The organism is Serratia grimesii NBRC 13537 (genome assembly GCF_001590905.1).
GTDB classification, from domain to species: domain Bacteria; phylum Pseudomonadota; class Gammaproteobacteria; order Enterobacterales; family Enterobacteriaceae; genus Serratia; species Serratia grimesii.
Genome location: NZ_BCTT01000017.1, coordinates 120,691 through 138,365, shown reverse-complemented (window position 1 = coordinate 138,365; position 17,675 = coordinate 120,691). Strand labels below are relative to the sequence as shown.

General features: G+C 54.3%; 11 protein-coding genes. 1 reads left to right on the top strand and 10 read right to left on the bottom strand.

Going from position 1 to position 17,675, the window contains the following annotated elements; genetic code table 11:
• Positions 1 to 56 precede the first annotated feature (56 nt).
• Positions 57 to 1,310, bottom strand: coding sequence for an N-acetylmuramoyl-L-alanine amidase AmiC (amiC, locus tag SGR01S_RS20600; RefSeq protein ID WP_061808455.1), 1,254 nt, complete (start codon positions 1,308 to 1,310; stop codon positions 57 to 59).
• A 240-nt stretch (positions 1,311 to 1,550) separates the two neighbouring features.
• Here amiC and argA point away from each other — a divergent pair, with 240 nt between their 5' ends.
• Positions 1,551 to 2,876 (top strand): amino-acid N-acetyltransferase, encoded by a 1,326-nt coding sequence (gene argA, locus SGR01S_RS20595; RefSeq protein ID WP_037418429.1) that lies wholly within the window; start codon positions 1,551 to 1,553, stop codon positions 2,874 to 2,876.
• Between the two features lie 31 nt (positions 2,877 to 2,907).
• Here argA and recD read toward each other — a convergent pair whose 3' ends face one another.
• From recD to thyA, 9 genes are all read right to left on the bottom strand, one after another.
• Complete coding sequence (gene recD / locus SGR01S_RS20590) at positions 2,908 to 4,758, bottom strand: exodeoxyribonuclease V subunit alpha (protein ID WP_061808454.1); 1,851 nt, start codon at positions 4,756 to 4,758, stop codon at positions 2,908 to 2,910.
• Entirely contained in the window at positions 4,755 to 8,315 is a 3,561-nt protein-coding gene (gene recB, locus SGR01S_RS20585) for an exodeoxyribonuclease V subunit beta (protein WP_061808453.1), read from the bottom strand. The genes recD and recB overlap by 4 nt, the downstream gene beginning before the upstream one ends.
• Positions 8,312 to 11,200, bottom strand: coding sequence for a pitrilysin (gene ptrA, locus SGR01S_RS20580; protein WP_061808463.1), 2,889 nt, complete (start codon positions 11,198 to 11,200; stop codon positions 8,312 to 8,314). The genes recB and ptrA overlap by 4 nt, the downstream gene beginning before the upstream one ends.
• 229 nt (positions 11,201 to 11,429) lie before the next feature.
• Positions 11,430 to 14,801, bottom strand: coding sequence for an exodeoxyribonuclease V subunit gamma (gene recC, locus SGR01S_RS20575; protein WP_061808452.1), 3,372 nt, complete (start codon positions 14,799 to 14,801; stop codon positions 11,430 to 11,432).
• 33 nt (positions 14,802 to 14,834) lie between these two features.
• Positions 14,835 to 15,137, bottom strand: a complete 303-nt coding sequence (locus SGR01S_RS20570) for a prepilin-type N-terminal cleavage/methylation domain-containing protein (RefSeq protein WP_370452815.1) — start codon at positions 15,135 to 15,137, stop codon at positions 14,835 to 14,837.
• A 28-nt stretch (positions 15,138 to 15,165) separates the two neighbouring features.
• Positions 15,166 to 15,612, bottom strand: a complete 447-nt coding sequence (locus SGR01S_RS20565) for a YgdB family protein (RefSeq protein WP_061808451.1) — start codon at positions 15,610 to 15,612, stop codon at positions 15,166 to 15,168.
• Entirely contained in the window at positions 15,609 to 16,187 is a 579-nt protein-coding gene (locus tag SGR01S_RS20560; protein WP_061808450.1) for a prepilin peptidase-dependent protein, read from the bottom strand. The genes SGR01S_RS20565 and SGR01S_RS20560 overlap by 4 nt, the downstream gene beginning before the upstream one ends.
• Positions 16,175 to 16,681, bottom strand: coding sequence for a prepilin peptidase-dependent protein (locus SGR01S_RS20555; protein ID WP_061808449.1), 507 nt, complete (start codon positions 16,679 to 16,681; stop codon positions 16,175 to 16,177). The genes SGR01S_RS20560 and SGR01S_RS20555 overlap by 13 nt, the downstream gene beginning before the upstream one ends.
• Positions 16,682 to 16,877: 196 nt before the next feature.
• Entirely contained in the window at positions 16,878 to 17,672 is a 795-nt protein-coding gene (thyA, locus tag SGR01S_RS20550) for a thymidylate synthase (RefSeq protein ID WP_061808448.1), read from the bottom strand.
• Positions 17,673 to 17,675: the final 3 nt, after the last annotated feature.

Here is a 17,675-nt window from a genome sequence, read left to right as displayed (position 1 = left end):
ATCTAAAATCCGCCAAAAACCGACCGGGCATCTGCCCAGCCGCTTCTATTGTTACATTATCCTCTGCGCGCTACCGCACCACCGTTGGCAAAATAGGCCTTGATACCCGCAAGAATAGATTCCGCCACCTGCTGCTGGAAATGGGTGGTACGTAATTTACGCTCTTCTTCTATGTTGCTGATAAACGCGGTCTCAACCAGAATCGATGGGATATCCGGTGCCTTTAATACGGCAAAACCGGCCTGATCGACACGATTCTTATGCAAACGGTTAATTTTCCCCATCCGGTTCAGCACTTCCTTGCCGAATTTCAAACTGTCATTGATGGTCGCGGTTTGTATCAGATCAAACATGGTGTGATCCAGATAACGGTCACCGCTTTTACTTACTCCACCAATTTGGTCCGACTCATTCTGGGTTTGTGCCAGGAACTTCGCCGCCGAGCTGGTAGCCCCCTTGGTCGACAGTGCAAAGACCGACGAGCCTCGCGCGGCGCGGCTCGTAAAGGCATCAGCGTGGATCGACACAAACAGGTCGGCACGTTGCTTACGCGCCTTAGCCACCCTCACCTTCAACGGAATAAAGACATCTTCATTGCGCGTCATAAAGACTTTCATATTCGGTTCGCGCTTGATTAACGTGCTCAGCCGGCGCGCAATCTGCAACACGATGTCTTTTTCGCGCGTTTTAAATTTGCCAATGGCACCAGGATCTTCACCCCCGTGCCCAGGATCCAGCATGATGACAATCGGTCGGTCACGTCCTGCCTTACCGGCCTGTGGTGCCTCTGCCGGCAAAGTACGCTCAAGATCACCCTTGTTGTAATCTTCCAGTAACGCCAGCAGTGGATCATAGTCTTCACCGCTCCCCCCCTTGCTCGGGTACAAATCCATCACCAGACGATTACGATATTCCGGTACCGGTGCCAACGTAAACATATGTGGGCTTACACTCTGTTTGAGTTCCAGCACCAAGCGGACGGTATTTTGATCAAACTGACCAACACGCGCTTGCTTCAGGTAGGGATCGTCGTCCCGCACCTGGCCGACAATGCCCTTCAACACGCTGTTGAGTTGCACGCCTTCGATATCCACCACCACGCGATCGGGATTGGTCAGCGCAAATTGTTTGTATTTCAACTCAACGTTAGATTCGAGCGTCACCCGGGTATAGGTGGAGGAAGGCCAGACGCGGACGGCAATGACGTGCGATGAAGCAGCGACACCTACGCGACTCACACTCAGCAACCAGCTTGCGGCAACCCCCTGTAATAAACGACGGCGGCCCAGATTGTGATTTGAGTTTGGCATGCGACTCCAGCAGTCATAACAGATTAAAACAGATGAATAAAACACCAGTAAAACGGGAATGCCGAAAACTTTAACCAATCATTCCGGCGCTGTCATCAGAAAATCTTTTTATGGTTTTTCAATTTATTAACGATTCAGCGCCCTTAGCAAAGAAATAGAGACAATTTCGTACTTGCCATCAGGACCAGAAAAGAATAAAAATACAAAAATATCGTATAAATATGCAAAAGAGGTTTGGCCGTGAAGGAACGTAGTACAGAGCTGGTTCAAGGATTCCGTCACTCAGTTCCCTATATCAACGCCCACCGTGGCAAGACGTTTGTCGTTATGCTTGGCGGGGAAGCCATAGAACATGAGAACTTTGCCAACATCGTTAACGATATCGGGCTGCTGCATAGTCTGGGGATTCGTTTGGTGGTGGTCTATGGCGCGCGACCGCAGATTGATGTCAATCTGGCGCAGCATAATTACCAACCGATTTATCACAAGCACACCCGCGTCACCGATGCACATACGCTTGAACTAGTTAAGCAAGCTGCGGGTCTGCTGCAACTGGATATCACCGCCCGGCTGTCAATGAGCCTCAACAACACGCCATTGCAGGGCGCGCATATCAACGTCGTCAGCGGTAATTTTATCATCGCCCAGCCGCTGGGTATTGATGATGGCGTGGATTACTGCCACAGCGGCCGCATCCGCCGTATTGATGAAGAAGCCATTCACCGTCAGCTCGACAGCAACGCCATCGTGCTGATTGGCCCGGTTGCCGTTTCCGTCACCGGCGAAAGCTTTAATCTGACGTCAGAAGAAGTGGCAACCCAATTAGCCATCAAACTGAAGGCAGAGAAAATGATCGGCTTCTGTTCGTCACAAGGGGTCACCAATCAGGAAGGGACGATCATTTCTGAACTGTTCCCTAACGATGCACAGAAACGTATCGAGGAACTGGAAGAGCAAGGAGATTACCATTCCGGCACAGTGCGCTTCCTGCGTGGCGCAGTAAAAGCCTGCCGCAGCGGTGTGCGTCGCAGCCACCTGATCAGTTATCAGGAAGACGGTGCGCTGGTGCAAGAACTGTTCTCACGCGACGGTATCGGTACCCAGATAGTCATGGAGAGTGCTGAACAGGTGCGCCGGGCGACGATTAATGATATCGGCGGCATCCTCGAACTGATTCGTCCGCTTGAGCAGCAAGGTATTTTGGTACGTCGCTCGCGTGAGCAATTAGAGATGGAAATCGACAAGTTCACCATTATTGAGCGCGATAACCTGACCATCGCTTGCGCAGCACTGTATCCGTTCCCGGAAGAAAAAATCGGTGAGATGGCCTGCGTTGCGGTTCACCCCGATTATCGCAGCTCATCACGGGGTGAAATGTTACTACAGCGAGTAGAAAGCCAGGCGCGGCAAATGGGCTTACGCAAACTGTTTGTGCTGACCACGCGCAGTATTCACTGGTTTCAGGAGAGAGGCTTCACGCCGGCAGAGGTCGACGTGCTGCCCGTCGAGAAACAGGCGCTGTATAACTACCAGCGGCGCTCTAAAATTCTGCTGGCAGACCTGTAGCCCTTTGGGGGCGCAGCATGCTGCGCCCCGCTTACACAGTGATTTGCAACCGTTCTGCTAACCCACTGCGGCGTTGTGTTGGCGTACGGATCGCCCGTATCAAAACCGCATCAGTGGCATACAACGAAAGCTGCTTGCGCGCGCGGGTGATCGCGGTATAGACCAATTCGCGAGTCAATACCGGCATGAAGTGATTGGGCAGTACCAGCACTGTGTGGTCAAACTCTGAGCCCTGCGACTTATGCACCGTCATCGCATAAGCGGTTTCATGCGCCGGTAAACGGCTCGGTTGCACCGACTTAATACTGCCGTCTGGCAGTTGAAAGTGAACGCGCAATTCACCGCTCTCGTCCCGCAAAGCAATACCGATATCGCCGTTAAACAGCCCCAACGCGCTGTCATTGCGACCAATCATCACAGGACGACCGGAATACCAGCGCCCCGCAGCACCAGGCTTACGACGGATAAGACCGGAACGTTGCAACCCCGTCTCAATACGCTCGTTCAACCCGGTAATACCAAATGGCCCTTCTCGCAGCGCGCACAGCACCTGAAAACGGCCAAATGCTGCAAGCACTGCCGTGGCATCCGCACCTTCGGCGACCTGCCGCAGGTAATCGCGATAACCCGTCACACAGGCATCCAATAACACTTGGTAGTCTTGCGTTTCCGCCAACGGATAGCCCGTAACATCGCTGAAACTGCCGTTGAGCGCCGCCAAGGCACGTTTACCGTCACCAGCATTCACGGCAAAAGCCAATTGACCAATGCCTGAATTGGCATCAAAGCGATAGCTTTTGCGCAGCAGGCACAAGCTGTCGCGCACTGCCGCCTCCGCTTGAGCACGTTGTCCCTGTAATAAACAGCCGGTCAGACGCGAAAGTTGCTCGGCTCGCGGAACGCTGTAGCCTTGTTCGGCAAAGCGGCAAATATCCCCCAATACAGCCCCAGCCTCTACCGAAGCCAGTTGATCACGGTCTCCCAGAAAAATCACCCGAGCCTGAGCAGGCAAAGCGGCTATCAAACGCGCCATCATTGGCAGATCGACCATTGAGGCCTCATCGACTACCAACACGTCCAGATGCAGCCGATTGCCACTGTGATAACGCATACGCTGACTGTTGGGCTGAGCGCCCAGCAGGCGATGCAACGTGGAAGCTTCTGTGGGGAACAGCGCACGCTGCTCCGGGGTTAACGCCAGTTGTTTGCTGGCACTGCCCAGGGATTCGGTTAAACGCGCCGCCGCTTTGCCGGTGGGCGCTGCCAGTTGAATACGCAACCGACGCCCCTCAGCAAGTTGCACCAGTGCCGCCAGCAATTTGGCGACCGTGGTGGTCTTACCGGTGCCCGGTCCGCCGGAAATGACCGCTATGCGCCGCGTTGCCGCCACGGCTGCCGCAATTTTCTGCCAGTCCGCTTCATCTGTCGCCTCGCCGAATAGGCGGTCAAGAATAGCGCGTAGCTCCGCTTCTTCAACGGACTGATGGAGGCTATCGCTGCTGATAAATGCAGCAACCTCCCCTTCGTTCTGCCACATTCGCTGTAGGTACAAACGCTGCTGTTGCAACACCATCGGCATTGCAGTCGTGCCATCACCCACTGCCCCGCAGGCAGAAAGGCGCCGTTGCCAACCGGCCACATCCAACTGCCCTGCCGCCAACCATGCAGCCTGTGCCAGCTCCGGCTGACGTCCGTCAAAAAGGTTTTCCGGCAGCAGCTGCTCCAACATCAGACAAACATGGCCAGCACCAGCCTCTGCGCTGAGACAGGCCGCAGCCAACAGAATATCCGGCTCATCGGCCCTTGCAACTACTCGTGCGAACTGTAGGTCAAGCGGGCGTAACACGCCGAGCGCCTGCGCCTGCTCCAATAGCGTGATCATGATGCATCCTCCGCCGCAATGGTTTCGCCGCGGAATAACAGGTCCATACCTTCCACCAATTTCGCTTCCGGGCGGCAGGCAAAAATGCCGTTGCCAGGATGCTGTGCATCCACTCCGCGCAGGAACAGATAAATCACTCCGCCGAAGTGCCGCTGATAATCATAATCTGGCAACCTATGACGCAGATAGCGGTGCAGGGCCAGTGTGTAGAGCTGGTACTGCAAATCGTAACGATGTTCTGCCATCGCCTGCTCCATCGCCGGTTGGGTATAAGCACTGCTGTCTTCGCCCAACCAGTTTGATTTATAGTCCAGCAGGTAATATTTCCCCTGCCAGCAGAACACCAGGTCGATAAATCCTTTCAGCATTCCCTGCACCTGCTGGAAATCCAACTCAGGGCAGCGGGCAGAAAGCGGATCGTAACGTTTTACCAGCTTATCCAACTCACGCGCCTGCAACAGCTGCTCGATCGGCAGATAAAACTGCAGTTCGGCCTGTTTATGCTGCGGCGCAAGCGACGACAGCGCGACACCGGCATCATTAAGTGGAGTGTTCAACAACACTTGCATCCACGCCAGCAGTACCGGCTGCCAATGCTCGGCAAAACCCTGCTGCTGCAACTGATCCAGTAACCACGCCTCATCGAGCGGTTGAGTAAAATCGATCGTTTCAAACAGGCTGTGCAGGAAAGTCCCCGGACCAGCGCCACGAGGAAAGGTATGCGGTGTAAGCGCTGGCTCACTGTCCTGCGCTAACTCGCCTGCGGCATCAACATCCAGCCGTGGTAACAAATCTTGCATCAGGCCCGCACCGTGCTGTTGCAGGCCTGTATAACTGGTCACACGCCAAAAATCCTGTACCTGACGCGAGAAGTGTTTTACTGCCAGTTCGGTTAGCGCCGGGCTTTGTGGTTGCCAGGGTTCTTCATCCAGCGTGTTAACTGGCGACAGCGCGATCCCCGCGCCGACCAGCCGTTGCAAACATTGCTGTAAATAGTCCGCATCGCCGGTCTGGCCAGCTTGTACCAGATAGCCTAGCGCACTGCGGTGTAAATCGGTGTCACCCTGTTTCTTACGTGTACCCTGAATCAACGGTGCAATACCGATGCTACAGTGGTAGACCGAACGAGTCAGCGCTACATATAGCAAGCGCAAATCCTCCGCCAGCCGCTCTTCCTCCGCCCATTCGATACTTTCTTCGTTGGCATTGAGGTCAAGCAAGGCCTGGAAGCTTTGGCGATCGTGGTACAACACCTGCTGCTGTTGGCGAAAATTACCGACAAACGGCAACCACACCAAATCAAACTCTAACCCTTTAGACTTATGGATGGTGATCACCTGAACCAGGTGACGGTCGCTTTCCAGCCGCAACTGCTGGTTGTCGGATTGGCGATTGGGTTGAGCAATCTGCTGCGCCAGCCAGCGCACCAACGCATGCTCGCTGTCGAGCTGCGCTGAGGCTTCCTGCAACAGTTCCCCCAGATGCATAACGTCGGTCAACCGGCGCTCACCACCAAAGCTGGCCAGTAAGTTTTCTGCCAAATGACGCCGTTTCATCACCTCACGCAGCATCGGCAATACGCCACGGCGTAGCCAATGCGTACGGTACTCATCAAACTCGTCAACCAACATATCCCAGGCGCGCTCGTCATGGTTCAAACCATCGAGCTCCGGAGCATCCAGCCCCATCAGCCCTGTCGCCATAGCGCTGCGCAGTGTACGCTCCTGTTCCGGAGCCAACACAGCTTGCAACAGCCACAGCAAATCTTTGGCCTCTGGTGTATCAAACACGCTGTCGCGATTGGACAAATACACGGAGGGGATCGCCAGCGCACTGAGCGCATCACGTACTAACGCCGCCTCATTGCGGCTACGTACCAGCACAGTAATATCCGATGCCTGCACCGCACGCCGTTTATCACCGTTCACCAACCAAGCCTGCTGGTTTTGCCCAGCGCTGAGCCAGTCACGGATTTGCGTAGCGCACAAGCGTGCCATCAATTGTTGGTACTCACTAACGCCCACACCTTCCCCCGGTTGCAACCAGAACTGCATCGCCGGTTGCAACTGGTTTTGTAGCTCAAAGGCCAACCCCCTATTTTTCTCGGCGGCGGCAACCTCAATAAAGGGAATTTGGCCAAACAGGAAAGGTTTTTCCACCTGTGCAAACAGATGGTTAACGCTGTTTACCATCGCCGGTGACGAGCGCCAGTTGGTTTCAAGCGTATAGTGGGCGCTTACCTCTGAACGAGCGCGCATATAGGTAAAAATGTCGGCGCCACGGAAGGCATAAATCGCCTGCTTGGGATCACCTATCAGCAACAGGCCGCATTCCGGTCTGCCAACATAGAGTTTTTGGAAGATGCGGTATTGCTGTGGGTCTGTATCCTGGAACTCATCGATCATCGCTACCGGGTAACGCTGGCGGATTGCTTGCGCTAACCGATCACCGCCTTCGCTGCACAATGCGCTATCCAGGCGGCTTAGCAAGTCGTCAAAACCCAGCTCCGCACGCTGGCGTTTTTCTTGCTGGATAGACTGGCGTATCTCACTCAGCGCCCGTGCCATGATCAAGTCACGCAGCGTCAAGGGTTCATCAAACAGTTCGTCGATCGCCACGAACAATGCATGGCGTGGCGGTTCGCCTTTTTTGGTTTTTTCCAGCAGTACCGACTGGCGGAATTTATCCAGCTCTTTCGGCAGTTGATAGTCCTGGGTTTCCAGCACGACCCATTCACCGACTTTGTGCAACCAGTTAGGCAGGTGTTTGCTGCTGTAACTGCGTTTATCAACGCCGGACTGGCTGATCAGCGCTTCCAGCTCGCCCGCGACCGCCAGCCACTGCGCTTTGATGGCATCAATACGCGCGACAATTTGTTCATGGCGCACCAGCACCGTTTCATCATCTTTCGGCGGTCGACGCAGCATTGGCGCTTCGCCATGCAAATAGCCGGAAAGATCGGCCAACAGCGCTTCCGGGCCGCTCCACTCCTGACTCACCGCCCGGGCAACACCAATCGGCAATGGATAACAATGGCGACGCCAGAAGTCCGCACAGGCCTGACGGCGTAGAGGCAGCTCATCCTGCACCAACGTCTGTTCAAACAGAATGCCAGATTCGAAGGCATTGTGAGTCAGCATCCGCTGGCAAAAACCGTGGATGGTATAAATCGCCGCTTCGTCCATCTGCCGTTCGGCGGCCAGCAATTGCGCGGCGGCATCCGGAAGATTTTCAATTTCTTCCATCAATGAGACAAACAATGGGTTGTCACATTTAGCGCCTTTACCGCGCACACAGGCTATACGCAGCCCATGAATGTTATTACGAATACGTCCGCGTAATTCCTCGGTGGCCGCCTCGGTAAAGGTCACCACCAGGATTTCTTCCACCGTCAGTGGCCGGGGAAAGGCCGCTGCCTGGCCAAGGCCAAGCAGCAGGCGCAGATACAGCGCACCAATGGTAAAGGTTTTGCCGGTCCCCGCCGACGCTTCTATCAGCCGCTCGCCAAACAGCGGCAATGTGAGTGGATCAAGCCGCTGCGGGGCCGTTTCTGTCATGGTGTCGCCACCTTACGCGGTAAGGTTTTCTGCAACGCAGACGCATTGGGATAAGTTACCCAACCCGGTTGCACAGCGTAATCCGCTTTTTCTTGACCACTGCCGCTGACCTGCGACAGCACAGCCAGCCCTTGTGGCTGGATCACTGCCTGATGGAAGTAATCTGCCAGTTTGGTCGGCGTCAACTGCTTGATCTGCTCAATTAGCTTGTGACGGGTATCAAATGCGAAGTTGCCACGGTCGAAGTCATTGGCAAAACGGCCAGCCTCTTCGCTCAGCGTTTGCGGGCGCTGCTTCAGTTCGTTGATCATCGCCTGCTTATACTGCTCGAAATCCGCTTCTTTCATCTCACGCAGACGTTTCTCCGTTTTCGGGTAGAAATCCTGGTAGCGCTGATACAAGTACGCCGGTTGCTTGCTGTTACTTTGCAGCAAGAAACCGATCCCCCATTGCCGGCCCACTGACGTTGGGAAAGCAAATACGGCATAACCCAGTTGCTCCTGAGTGCGCAGTTGGCTGTAGAACCAAGGTTGTATAATCTGGCCTAACAGTGAACTGTATGCCATGCCTGTCACTTCATCGTAGCCCGTCGGCACATACACCGCTGCCAGCGCCGAGTCGGTGCTGCTGCCCGCACGTTGCAGATTGGCCAACTGTTTTTTAGCCACTTCAACGTCTTCGCCATGCCACCACTCAATACCGGTACAGCCCAGACGGTGTTTCAGCGTGGAGGCCAGAGTATCCACCTGTTGTTTGCTCATGTTGCCCACCACCAACAGTTCTGGCGTCGCATCAGCCAACAGGCTGTCGCGGTAAGCCAATACGTCCTTCAGCGTTAGGGTTTTCAGCACTTCACGGCGCTCGCTGCGTTCGGAATAAGGCACGCGGGATATCATTTGCACCGGCTGGATCGCCAGTTCAAACGCTTTACCCTTCTCGGCAGAGTCCAACTGCTCCAGATACCAAGATTTGGCCTGCGTCAGTTGGTCTTCCGTCGGCGTAAAGCTTGAATACCCCTCAATCAATGAAGTCAGCAATTGTGGCAACCGCTGGGTAAAACCGTTGGCGTTGAATACCAGACCGTTGTTCGGGGACGTGGAGAAACTCAGCCCGCCAACCGAAGCCTGATAACTCAGCTGATCCAGTGAAATCCCCGCCAGATAGTCGGTCAAAGAGAACAATACCTGATTGCGTGCAGAATCCATGGTTTTTGCATTGCGGAACGCCACTGTGACGTCAGCCTTTGGCTCGTCGGCAAAGTAACGACTCGGCATATACAACACACGCAAACCTGGTTGGTCGACGACCATCTCCGGTTTTTTAAACTCGTGCGAAGGTTTGGTCAGGCTGAAATCATCCGGAATATACGGATTGAGCGCAGGTAACGACAGGCTGATGCCTTTACCCAATTGCTGCCATTGTTCAAAACGCTGCGGGGTGATTTTATCAACCTGATATGGCGCATTGACGAAGTAAGCCATCTTGTTATGTGGCTCATTCGGGCTAACAAACCAGATGCGCGCATTTTGCGGCGTCATGGCGTCCAGACGCTCAGCTATCGCCTTGGCGTCATAGCGATCAGCCAAATAAGGGGCATCCAGCGTATGCTCTACCGGTACACGCAGCATGGTATCCACCAGCCATTCGATATAATCCATATCACGGGTGATCGACGGGTAGCGGAAGTCCAGGTTCAGTACGTGGGAGATTTCATCAAAATAGCTTTGCTTGATGCCTTCGCTGCGCAACATTTTCAAGTAGTTGAAAATAGCGGCTACGACTTCGTCACGCTTGGCCAAGCCTTTATCCGTCAGCGAGACACTGATCGAGAATACACCGCCATTGCGATCCACCATCGGATCAGCCCCGGCGTTGATTGCATCCGCCAACCCTTGCTTTTGCAGCCAGTCGGACAAGGTATTCTGACTGCGGTTACCAATCAGATAGCTGATATAGGTATCGGTCTTACTGCGGAATTCAGCGCTGTTATTGTCGATGCGGAATTCTACTTTTAACTGCTTACGCGGTTGAGCCGGCACATAGTGAATAATGATGCCCTGCTGTTCAGGGGTGACTGCCGGGACGTCTATCGGCGGTACAGTCGCATCACGGTCAGGCACGCGGCCAAAGGTTTTGGCGGCCAGCTCAGCCAACTCTGGCAATGGCTGGTTGCTGTAAAGCACCCCCATCATCAGGTTAGCGGAATAATAGCGTTGGTAGAATGCCGTCAGCTCATCGTGCAATTTGCTACCCGGCTTATCTTTCAAGGTATCGAGGTTACCACCGGAGAAACGCGCGCTCGGGTGAGCCGGGTTCAATGTCTCTGCCCCGACCTGTGCCATGCGCATGCCGTCGCGTGAACGTGCCATGGTCAACTCGGCATTGACTGCATTACGCTCGCGATCGGCATTGCCCGGATCCAGCAGCGGCTCGGCGATAGCGTCTGCCATGCGGTCTACCGCCGGGGCCAACGCGTCGTTTTCCACTTCCAGATAGAATGCGGTGCGATAAGATGCAGTGCTGGCGTTATGGCTGCCGCCATGCTTCTTCAGAAACTCCGAGAGGTTTTCTGGCTGCGGGTAACGCTTTGACCCCATAAGCACCATGTGCTCCAGGTAATGCGCTAACCCCAGCTGGCTATTCGGATCTTCCAACGATCCCACTGGCAATGCCAACGCCGCCAGCGATTTAGGTGCCTGAGGATCGGAAACCAGCAGCACGGTCATACCGTTCGCCAACTTGATCGCCTGATACTGGCGTGGATCGTGATCGCTTTTGTTGATCTTCTCCGCCAGCGGTTGCCATCCCTGTGCAGCCCAACTCAACGGTGCCCAAAACATAACCAATAATACTAACCCGGTGATGCGGGCCAACTGTCTGCGTATATCCAAAATGAACCCCTATTCTGACACCGTCGCGCCACATCCCTGACGTTGACGGCGTACATCAAAACGACACAATCAAAATCTGTACCCTGTGAATTTCAAGCTGCAGCTTGAAAGGCAACGGGTCTATATGCCTGTACGTTATGTAAGACCGAGGCTAACCCCGATAGTTGAATATAACCCTGATTATTTTTACCACCACAAGGCCATCAGTACCACTGGGGGATTGTTACCCAAGGTTATGCCGTGCCACCGGCAACAGATAACGTTCTGTTTCGGCCAGAATTTGCGCTAAATAAATATTATCCAATTGGCGGAAAACCCGCTGTATATAGGGATCCTCGCCTTCGCCAGGAATACGCTGATCGCCCTGCCAGGCTTGCAGCAGTTTAGCCCGAGCCTTGATTTGTACTTCGTCATCCCAATCAATCTGCTGCGTTTCATGCTGGTAGCACTGGCTCAGCCACGCCCAACCACTTTTGTTCAGCAAGAGTAACGGTTGGCACAGGCCACGCTGGTAACCCGCTACCAGCTCAGCCAAGTGGTCGCGAGCCTCTTCCGCGCTTAACGCGGCAAAACGCCAGGCGGCACCTTTGCGTCCATAAATGCGGCTTTCTCCAGTACCACCGACACAGCAGTACACCAGATGTTCCAGCCACAGCAATATCCCATCAACCGCCGACAACGTTGACGGTCGCCAGCGCAATAGCCCATCGTCTTGTACCTGATGCAACCACCCGCTGATGTTCACCTCAGCAATATCGATATCCAGTTCCAGGCTATGTCCTTCCCCTCGTTCAGCGCGCACCTGTTCGGCAAGTTCGGTCATCTCTTCCTGCTGCTTCTGCCAATAAATTTCGCCGAAGGGGCCAAAAGGCAAACCGCCAGCAGCACGTACCCGCTGAAACAGGCGCGTAGCGTCCTCGCCATCGATTAAAGTGTTCAGCAATTGGCTGTTGAACTGATAGCGGCTGAGATTATCCAGCGTGAAGGGTTCCTCATCCGGCAATTCAGTTTCTTCCAGAATGAAGCTGACGCCCAACCTCAGTTGGAAGAAAGCACGGACAGGGTGACGGTAGAAGCGCAGCAAATCATCCAGCGAGACCTGCGTTTGCGCCTCCGGCAATAACGGCTGATTAAACGGTGGATGTGCCGCACCACGCCTATCGGCAGCGGGCAACCATTCTGCCGCATAGCTTTGATCCTCGGTGTCAGGCTGGAAGTTCTCGGCGGCAAACGGCATGCGTGAATGCCAGTTAAGCAAGTGTTTACCCACCAGACGTGCACTGCCATCCGCGTCCAGATGTTCATCGCCCGGCAAACAATAGCTTTGTTCCAGGTACTCCAACAGTTCAGTCACCAAAACAGAAGGGTAACGCTCACTGTTATCCTGGATAGAGCGGCCAATAAAGCTGATATAGAGCCGTTTCTGTGCCGATAGAATCGCTTCAAGGAAAAGATAGCGGTCATCATCACGACGACTGCGGTCGCCACGCTTCATCTGTTGCGCCATCAAATCAAAACCCAGCGGCGGCAAAGTACGCGGGTAAACCCCATCGTTCATGCCCAGCAGGCAAACCACGTCGAATGGAATGGAACGCATCGGCATCAGCGTACAGAAGTTGATTTGCCCGGCGAGGAAGCGTTGGCTGATACGTTCCTGATCCAGACGTGCCGCCAGCTCGTCACGCAAAATAGACAACGGCACCTCATCGGGATAGCGCGCCGCCAAGCCGTATTCGAACAGCTTGTTCCATTGCTGTTCAATCAGCGCCAACACGACTTCTGTTTCGACGTCCTGTTCAAAGAAGGTATCAAGTAGTTGACGACACAGTGGCTGCCATTCTGCCAGGGAGCGTGCCTGCCCCAGACGTTGCCGCCAACGACTCAGCGCCGCCAGCAGCTCCGCCAGTTGGCCAGCCAGTTCAGCAACTAACCCACTAGATTCGTCGTATGGCAATACGCCCTGCCAATCACCGGCGTTGCTGTCCATGGCGTAACCCAGCAGCATACGCGTAATACCGAATTGCCAGGTGTGCTGGCCGGTCGCGGGCAAATCCAATTCGCGTACGTTGTCGTCATCCAACCCCCAGCGAACACCAGACTCTCCAACCCAGTGGCGCAGCAGGCGCAACCCTTCCTCACGAATGGAGAAACGCGCAGCCAATGCAGGGACTTCCAACAGTGCCAGCACCTGTTCTGACGTAAAGCGACTCTGCGGTAGATCCAACAGCGAAATAAACGCCTGCAACGCCGGATGTGCCTGGCTGGCCTTTCGGTCAGAGATGGCAAACGGCAAATAGCGTTCAGGTGAAGCATTGCCGAATACCGCCTGAATATAAGGCGTGTAGCTGTCGATATCCGCCACCATCACGATGATGTCACGCGGCGTCAGCTCAGGATCGTTTGCCAGCATGCTCAACAACTGGTCGTGCAATATTTCAACTTCACGCTGTGGGCTGTGGCAGGCATGTAGACTAATGGAGCGATCGTCAGGATCGAGTTGGCGTTTAGTGGCGCTACTTTCCAACGTTTCTGGCGTGGTGCCGATCACTGCACTGTTCTTCAACTCCAGCATATCGTGCTGAATGCTATGCAGCAGATTGTCCGCAGGGACATCAACGAAAGCAAAAACCTCTTGAGAGGATTCGATCTGCGAAAGTAAAAAGTGATGGTCCCGTCCCAGCTTGCCCCATGAGGCCAACAACGGGTTCGGCAAGTCTTGTTCACCCTCTTCATTGAACAGTGAAGCGGCATTATCCGGATCCCTGAATAATGCATATTCCGTTTTGTCGCGATAGTGCTGCCGTTTACGGCTCTGTAACTTCGCCAGGAATGATGGGCTCTGAATGTCGCCCCAATAGTAGCGACATGGATTGGTGAACATCAGGTGAATATCGATATGCTTCCCCAATGCCTGCAGCGCTTCCAGGTATACCGGCGGCAAGGCGGAAATGCCGCAGATAAATACCCGCGGCGGTAATCCCGCCGGCGGTTGTTCTGCTTTTTCCAGTGCGCTGATAAAGCGGCGATACAGATTGGCACGGTGCCATTCCGGTTGCCCCAACTCCTGGGTGTATTCGACCAGTCGCGCCCACAGGGGGGCCTGCCATTGTTGTGCTTCCGCCAGTCCGTCAACGCGCTCGCCTTTCTGCCAGCTTTCCAGCCATTGCGGGCGATACACCAGATATTGGTCGAACAGGTCAGCCACCCGGCCGGCAAGCTGGTGAATTTTGCGTTTGTCGCCGTCATCGGTGAGATAATGCTGCAACGGGGCAAATTCAGGTTGGGTGAGCAGATCGGGCAGCAGCCACATCAGCTTCCAAGTCATGGCGTCTTTGCTGAAAGCACTCTCTTTTGGGATCCCCGGCAAAACTCGCGTAAACATGTCCCAGATGAAGGTGGCCGGCAGCGGGAAAGCGATGTTAGCAGCAATGCCAAACTGTTCAGCCAGTTGCATCTGTAGCCACTGCGCCATACCGGGGCTCTGCACCAATACCACTTCCTGTTGAAAAGGATCGGCCAATGGCTCTCTGGCTATCAACGCGCTGGTCAACGTTTTCAGCAAATCCAACTGGTTGGAATGATAAACCCTAAACATTGGGAGCTCCCTTAAAACAAAATTTCTGCCGGTTCACTGGCGTTTGCAGTACCAACGACTGAGTTTCGCCCACTGTCGCTGGGGCGTTTGTATTTTTACCGTCAGCCGTTGGCAGAAGGGCTGCGGGGTACTCAGCTCTGTATCAAGCAGCCACCCCGGCGTAGGTAACGATAGCCCTGCATTCACACGTCCAGTTGCGGCGAAAACCTCTAATTGCTGATGCGCTAACGACCAAGCCTGTCGATACTGCCACTGACGCTGGAACGACTGCAACAGCACCTGATGATACTGTAACAATCCCAGCAGCGACACCGCGAACAGCAACGCAGCAATCATCACCTCCGGCAGACTGAAGCCTTGCTGCTTACTCTGCACAATCCACCTGTTTTTTTTCAGGGCAAAAATCCAGCCAGCCCCCCGCTTCTGCAACCAGTCCGATCGAACTTTCCGTCCCGTCAGGCTTCGTCCGTTGATATATCCGCAGCGGCTCCCCATGATTCATCTCGGTTTCACCGCGCACCAGCACAATGCCCGTCTGAGCAGACAATTTTGCGCAGGCACGCAATGCATCAGTTTTCTGACACCACCAATCAGTGGTGACAAGACGATCGCGCGGCCAGGATTGTGCCACGCCCCAACTGAGTGCCGAAACAGCCTGATTATAGGCCTGTAGGTAGTGCTTCTCGTCGGACGACAGCAGTAAGGCACTGTCCAGTTGGCGATGCTGAGCATTCAGTAACATCAACCCTAGCACCAACAACATCATCACTGCTGCCAGGGTGCTGCCACCTCGTTGCTTGCCCGGACTCATGTTAGCGAAGCCATATTAATTGCCCAATGCAAACTGCGCCGTATACCGCTATTGGCTTTCGAGCGACCAGTCAATGCTAGCGCAACCCAGGTTTTACCTCTGTCGCCCGTGTTGACCTTGAGGTTAAAGGTTTCAATGCGTACCTCGTCGTTATCGAGTAGACGTTCCCATCCTGTGCCGCTGCAGTGCTTTACACCACGTTGACCTTCCAGCATGCCCTGTCGAAGACGGTAGCCGAAGTAGCTGGCATCAGCGCCGGAGGCTTCCCAGCGACCGTTGCGAGCGATGTCGTAGGCAACGATCACGCAACTGTCCGCAGCCTCACCGCTGGCATGACTAATCAGCATGGGCTTTCCCCGGCACTGACCCGCACAGAAACCGGCACGGCGTAGATCTTTCTCTATGCCAAAAGCCAGCTGCCGCAGCACCGATTCCAGCCGATAATGCCGACCAACATCGACACTGTGCTGACGCAAGACCGGATAAGTTTTAGCCGCCGCCAACGCAATCAGGCTGCCGAATGTGAGTGCCAACATTACCTCTGGCAAGGTAAAACCGCGCTCTAAGGCTGACATGTGGCAATCCCTCTTATGCTCACGCCTTCACTGCATAACCGCAGTCGCCCCTTGGCAGATAACACTATCCGAAGGCTACCGGCACCGTTATTCAGTACGATATGCCCAGCTTGTGCATTGTTACGCAGACCATAGAAGCCCACCTCTTTTTGGGTATAACCTGCCAGCTGCACATCCGTGTAATGCGGAATGAAGACATCATCGCCGCTCGCTTTGCAATCCGACGGGGCAAGACCGCTGCGAATGCACCAGCGCGCACCGGTTTTAACACCCAGCAACGCCGTGCGATTACGCCAGTTAGCGTCCGCTTGCATGCGTGTGAGAAAAGCCAGCAACTGTTGTGCGGTATGTTCCAACCGCAAGGCCTGCTGGTAATCACGCCAATGGCTGATTCCCCAACCGGTTAACAGACCTGCCAAGGTCATAACCACTAACAGTTCAATGAGCGTCATGCCACATTGGCCAGCAGAGTTAAACATCGTTTCGTTATTCATAGCGGCCAGTGTAAGCAAGCATGCCTCAGGAGAAAGTGTGCTTTAGCCGACATGAATTACGCCACGCAACCTTTTGATGTAACGGGAGGAAAAACATAGAAAAATGAGAAACAGAGCGCAGAGATAATCGAGGCGTATGCAGGAAAAAGTAAGGGCGCAACCAGTGCGCCCTTGGGGATAAATTATGCCGAGAAAATCAAATGGCAACCGGTGCCTTGATGGCTGGGTGCGGATCGTAACCTTCGATTTCAAAATCCTCGAAACGGTAATCGAACAGCGATGCCGGTTTGCGTTTGATCACCAGCTTAGGCAACGCGCGCGGTTCGCGGGTCAATTGTAGCTGGGTTTGTTCCATATGATTGCTGTACAGATGTGTGTCGCCGCCCGTCCAAACGAAATCACCCACTTCCAGATCGCATTGCTGCGCCATCATATGCACCAGCAACGCATAGCTGGCAATGTTGAACGGCAAGCCGAGGAACACATCGCAGGAACGCTGGTACAGCTGGCAGGACAATTTGCCGTCTGCCACATAGAACTGGAAGAACGCGTGGCATGGTGCCAACGCCATCTGATCCAGCTCACCTACGTTCCAGGCAGAAACGATGATACGACGCGAGTCCGGATCCTGTTTCAGTTGGTTCAGCACGGTGGTCAACTGGTCGATCTGACGACCGTCCGCAGCCCCCCAGGCGCGCCATTGTTTGCCGTACACCGGGCCAAGATCGCCGTTTTCGTCAGCCCATTCGTCCCAGATGCTGACGTTGTTTTCCCGCAAGTAAGCCACGTTGGTGTCACCGTTCAAGAACCACAGCAGTTCATGAATAATTGAACGCAGGTGGCATTTTTTGGTGGTGACCAGCGGGAACCCTTCCTGCAAATTGAAACGCATCTGGTGGCCGAAAATCGACAACGTGCCAGTGCCGGTACGGTCGGCTTTAGGGGTGCCCTCGGCGAGCACTTTGTTCATCAAATCCAGATACTGTTTCATTTG

Coding starts and splice junctions, on each gene's coding strand:
- amiC (WP_061808455.1), bottom strand. CDS start 1,310: ATGCCAAACTCAAATCACAATCTGGGCCGCCGTCGTTTATTACAGGGG.
- recD (WP_061808454.1), bottom strand. CDS start 4,758: ATGATCACGCTATTGGAGCAGGCGCAGGCGCTCGGCGTGTTACGCCCG.
- recB (WP_061808453.1), bottom strand. CDS start 8,315: ATGACAGAAACGGCCCCGCAGCGGCTTGATCCACTCACATTGCCGCTG.
- recC (WP_061808452.1), bottom strand. CDS start 14,801: ATGTTTAGGGTTTATCATTCCAACCAGTTGGATTTGCTGAAAACGTTG.
- SGR01S_RS20570 (WP_370452815.1), bottom strand. CDS start 15,137: ATGATTGCTGCGTTGCTGTTCGCGGTGTCGCTGCTGGGATTGTTACAG.
- SGR01S_RS20565 (WP_061808451.1), bottom strand. CDS start 15,612: ATGAGTCCGGGCAAGCAACGAGGTGGCAGCACCCTGGCAGCAGTGATG.
- SGR01S_RS20560 (WP_061808450.1), bottom strand. CDS start 16,187: ATGTCAGCCTTAGAGCGCGGTTTTACCTTGCCAGAGGTAATGTTGGCA.
- SGR01S_RS20555 (WP_061808449.1), bottom strand. CDS start 16,681: ATGAATAACGAAACGATGTTTAACTCTGCTGGCCAATGTGGCATGACG.
- thyA (WP_061808448.1), bottom strand. CDS start 17,672: ATGAAACAGTATCTGGATTTGATGAACAAAGTGCTCGCCGAGGGCACC.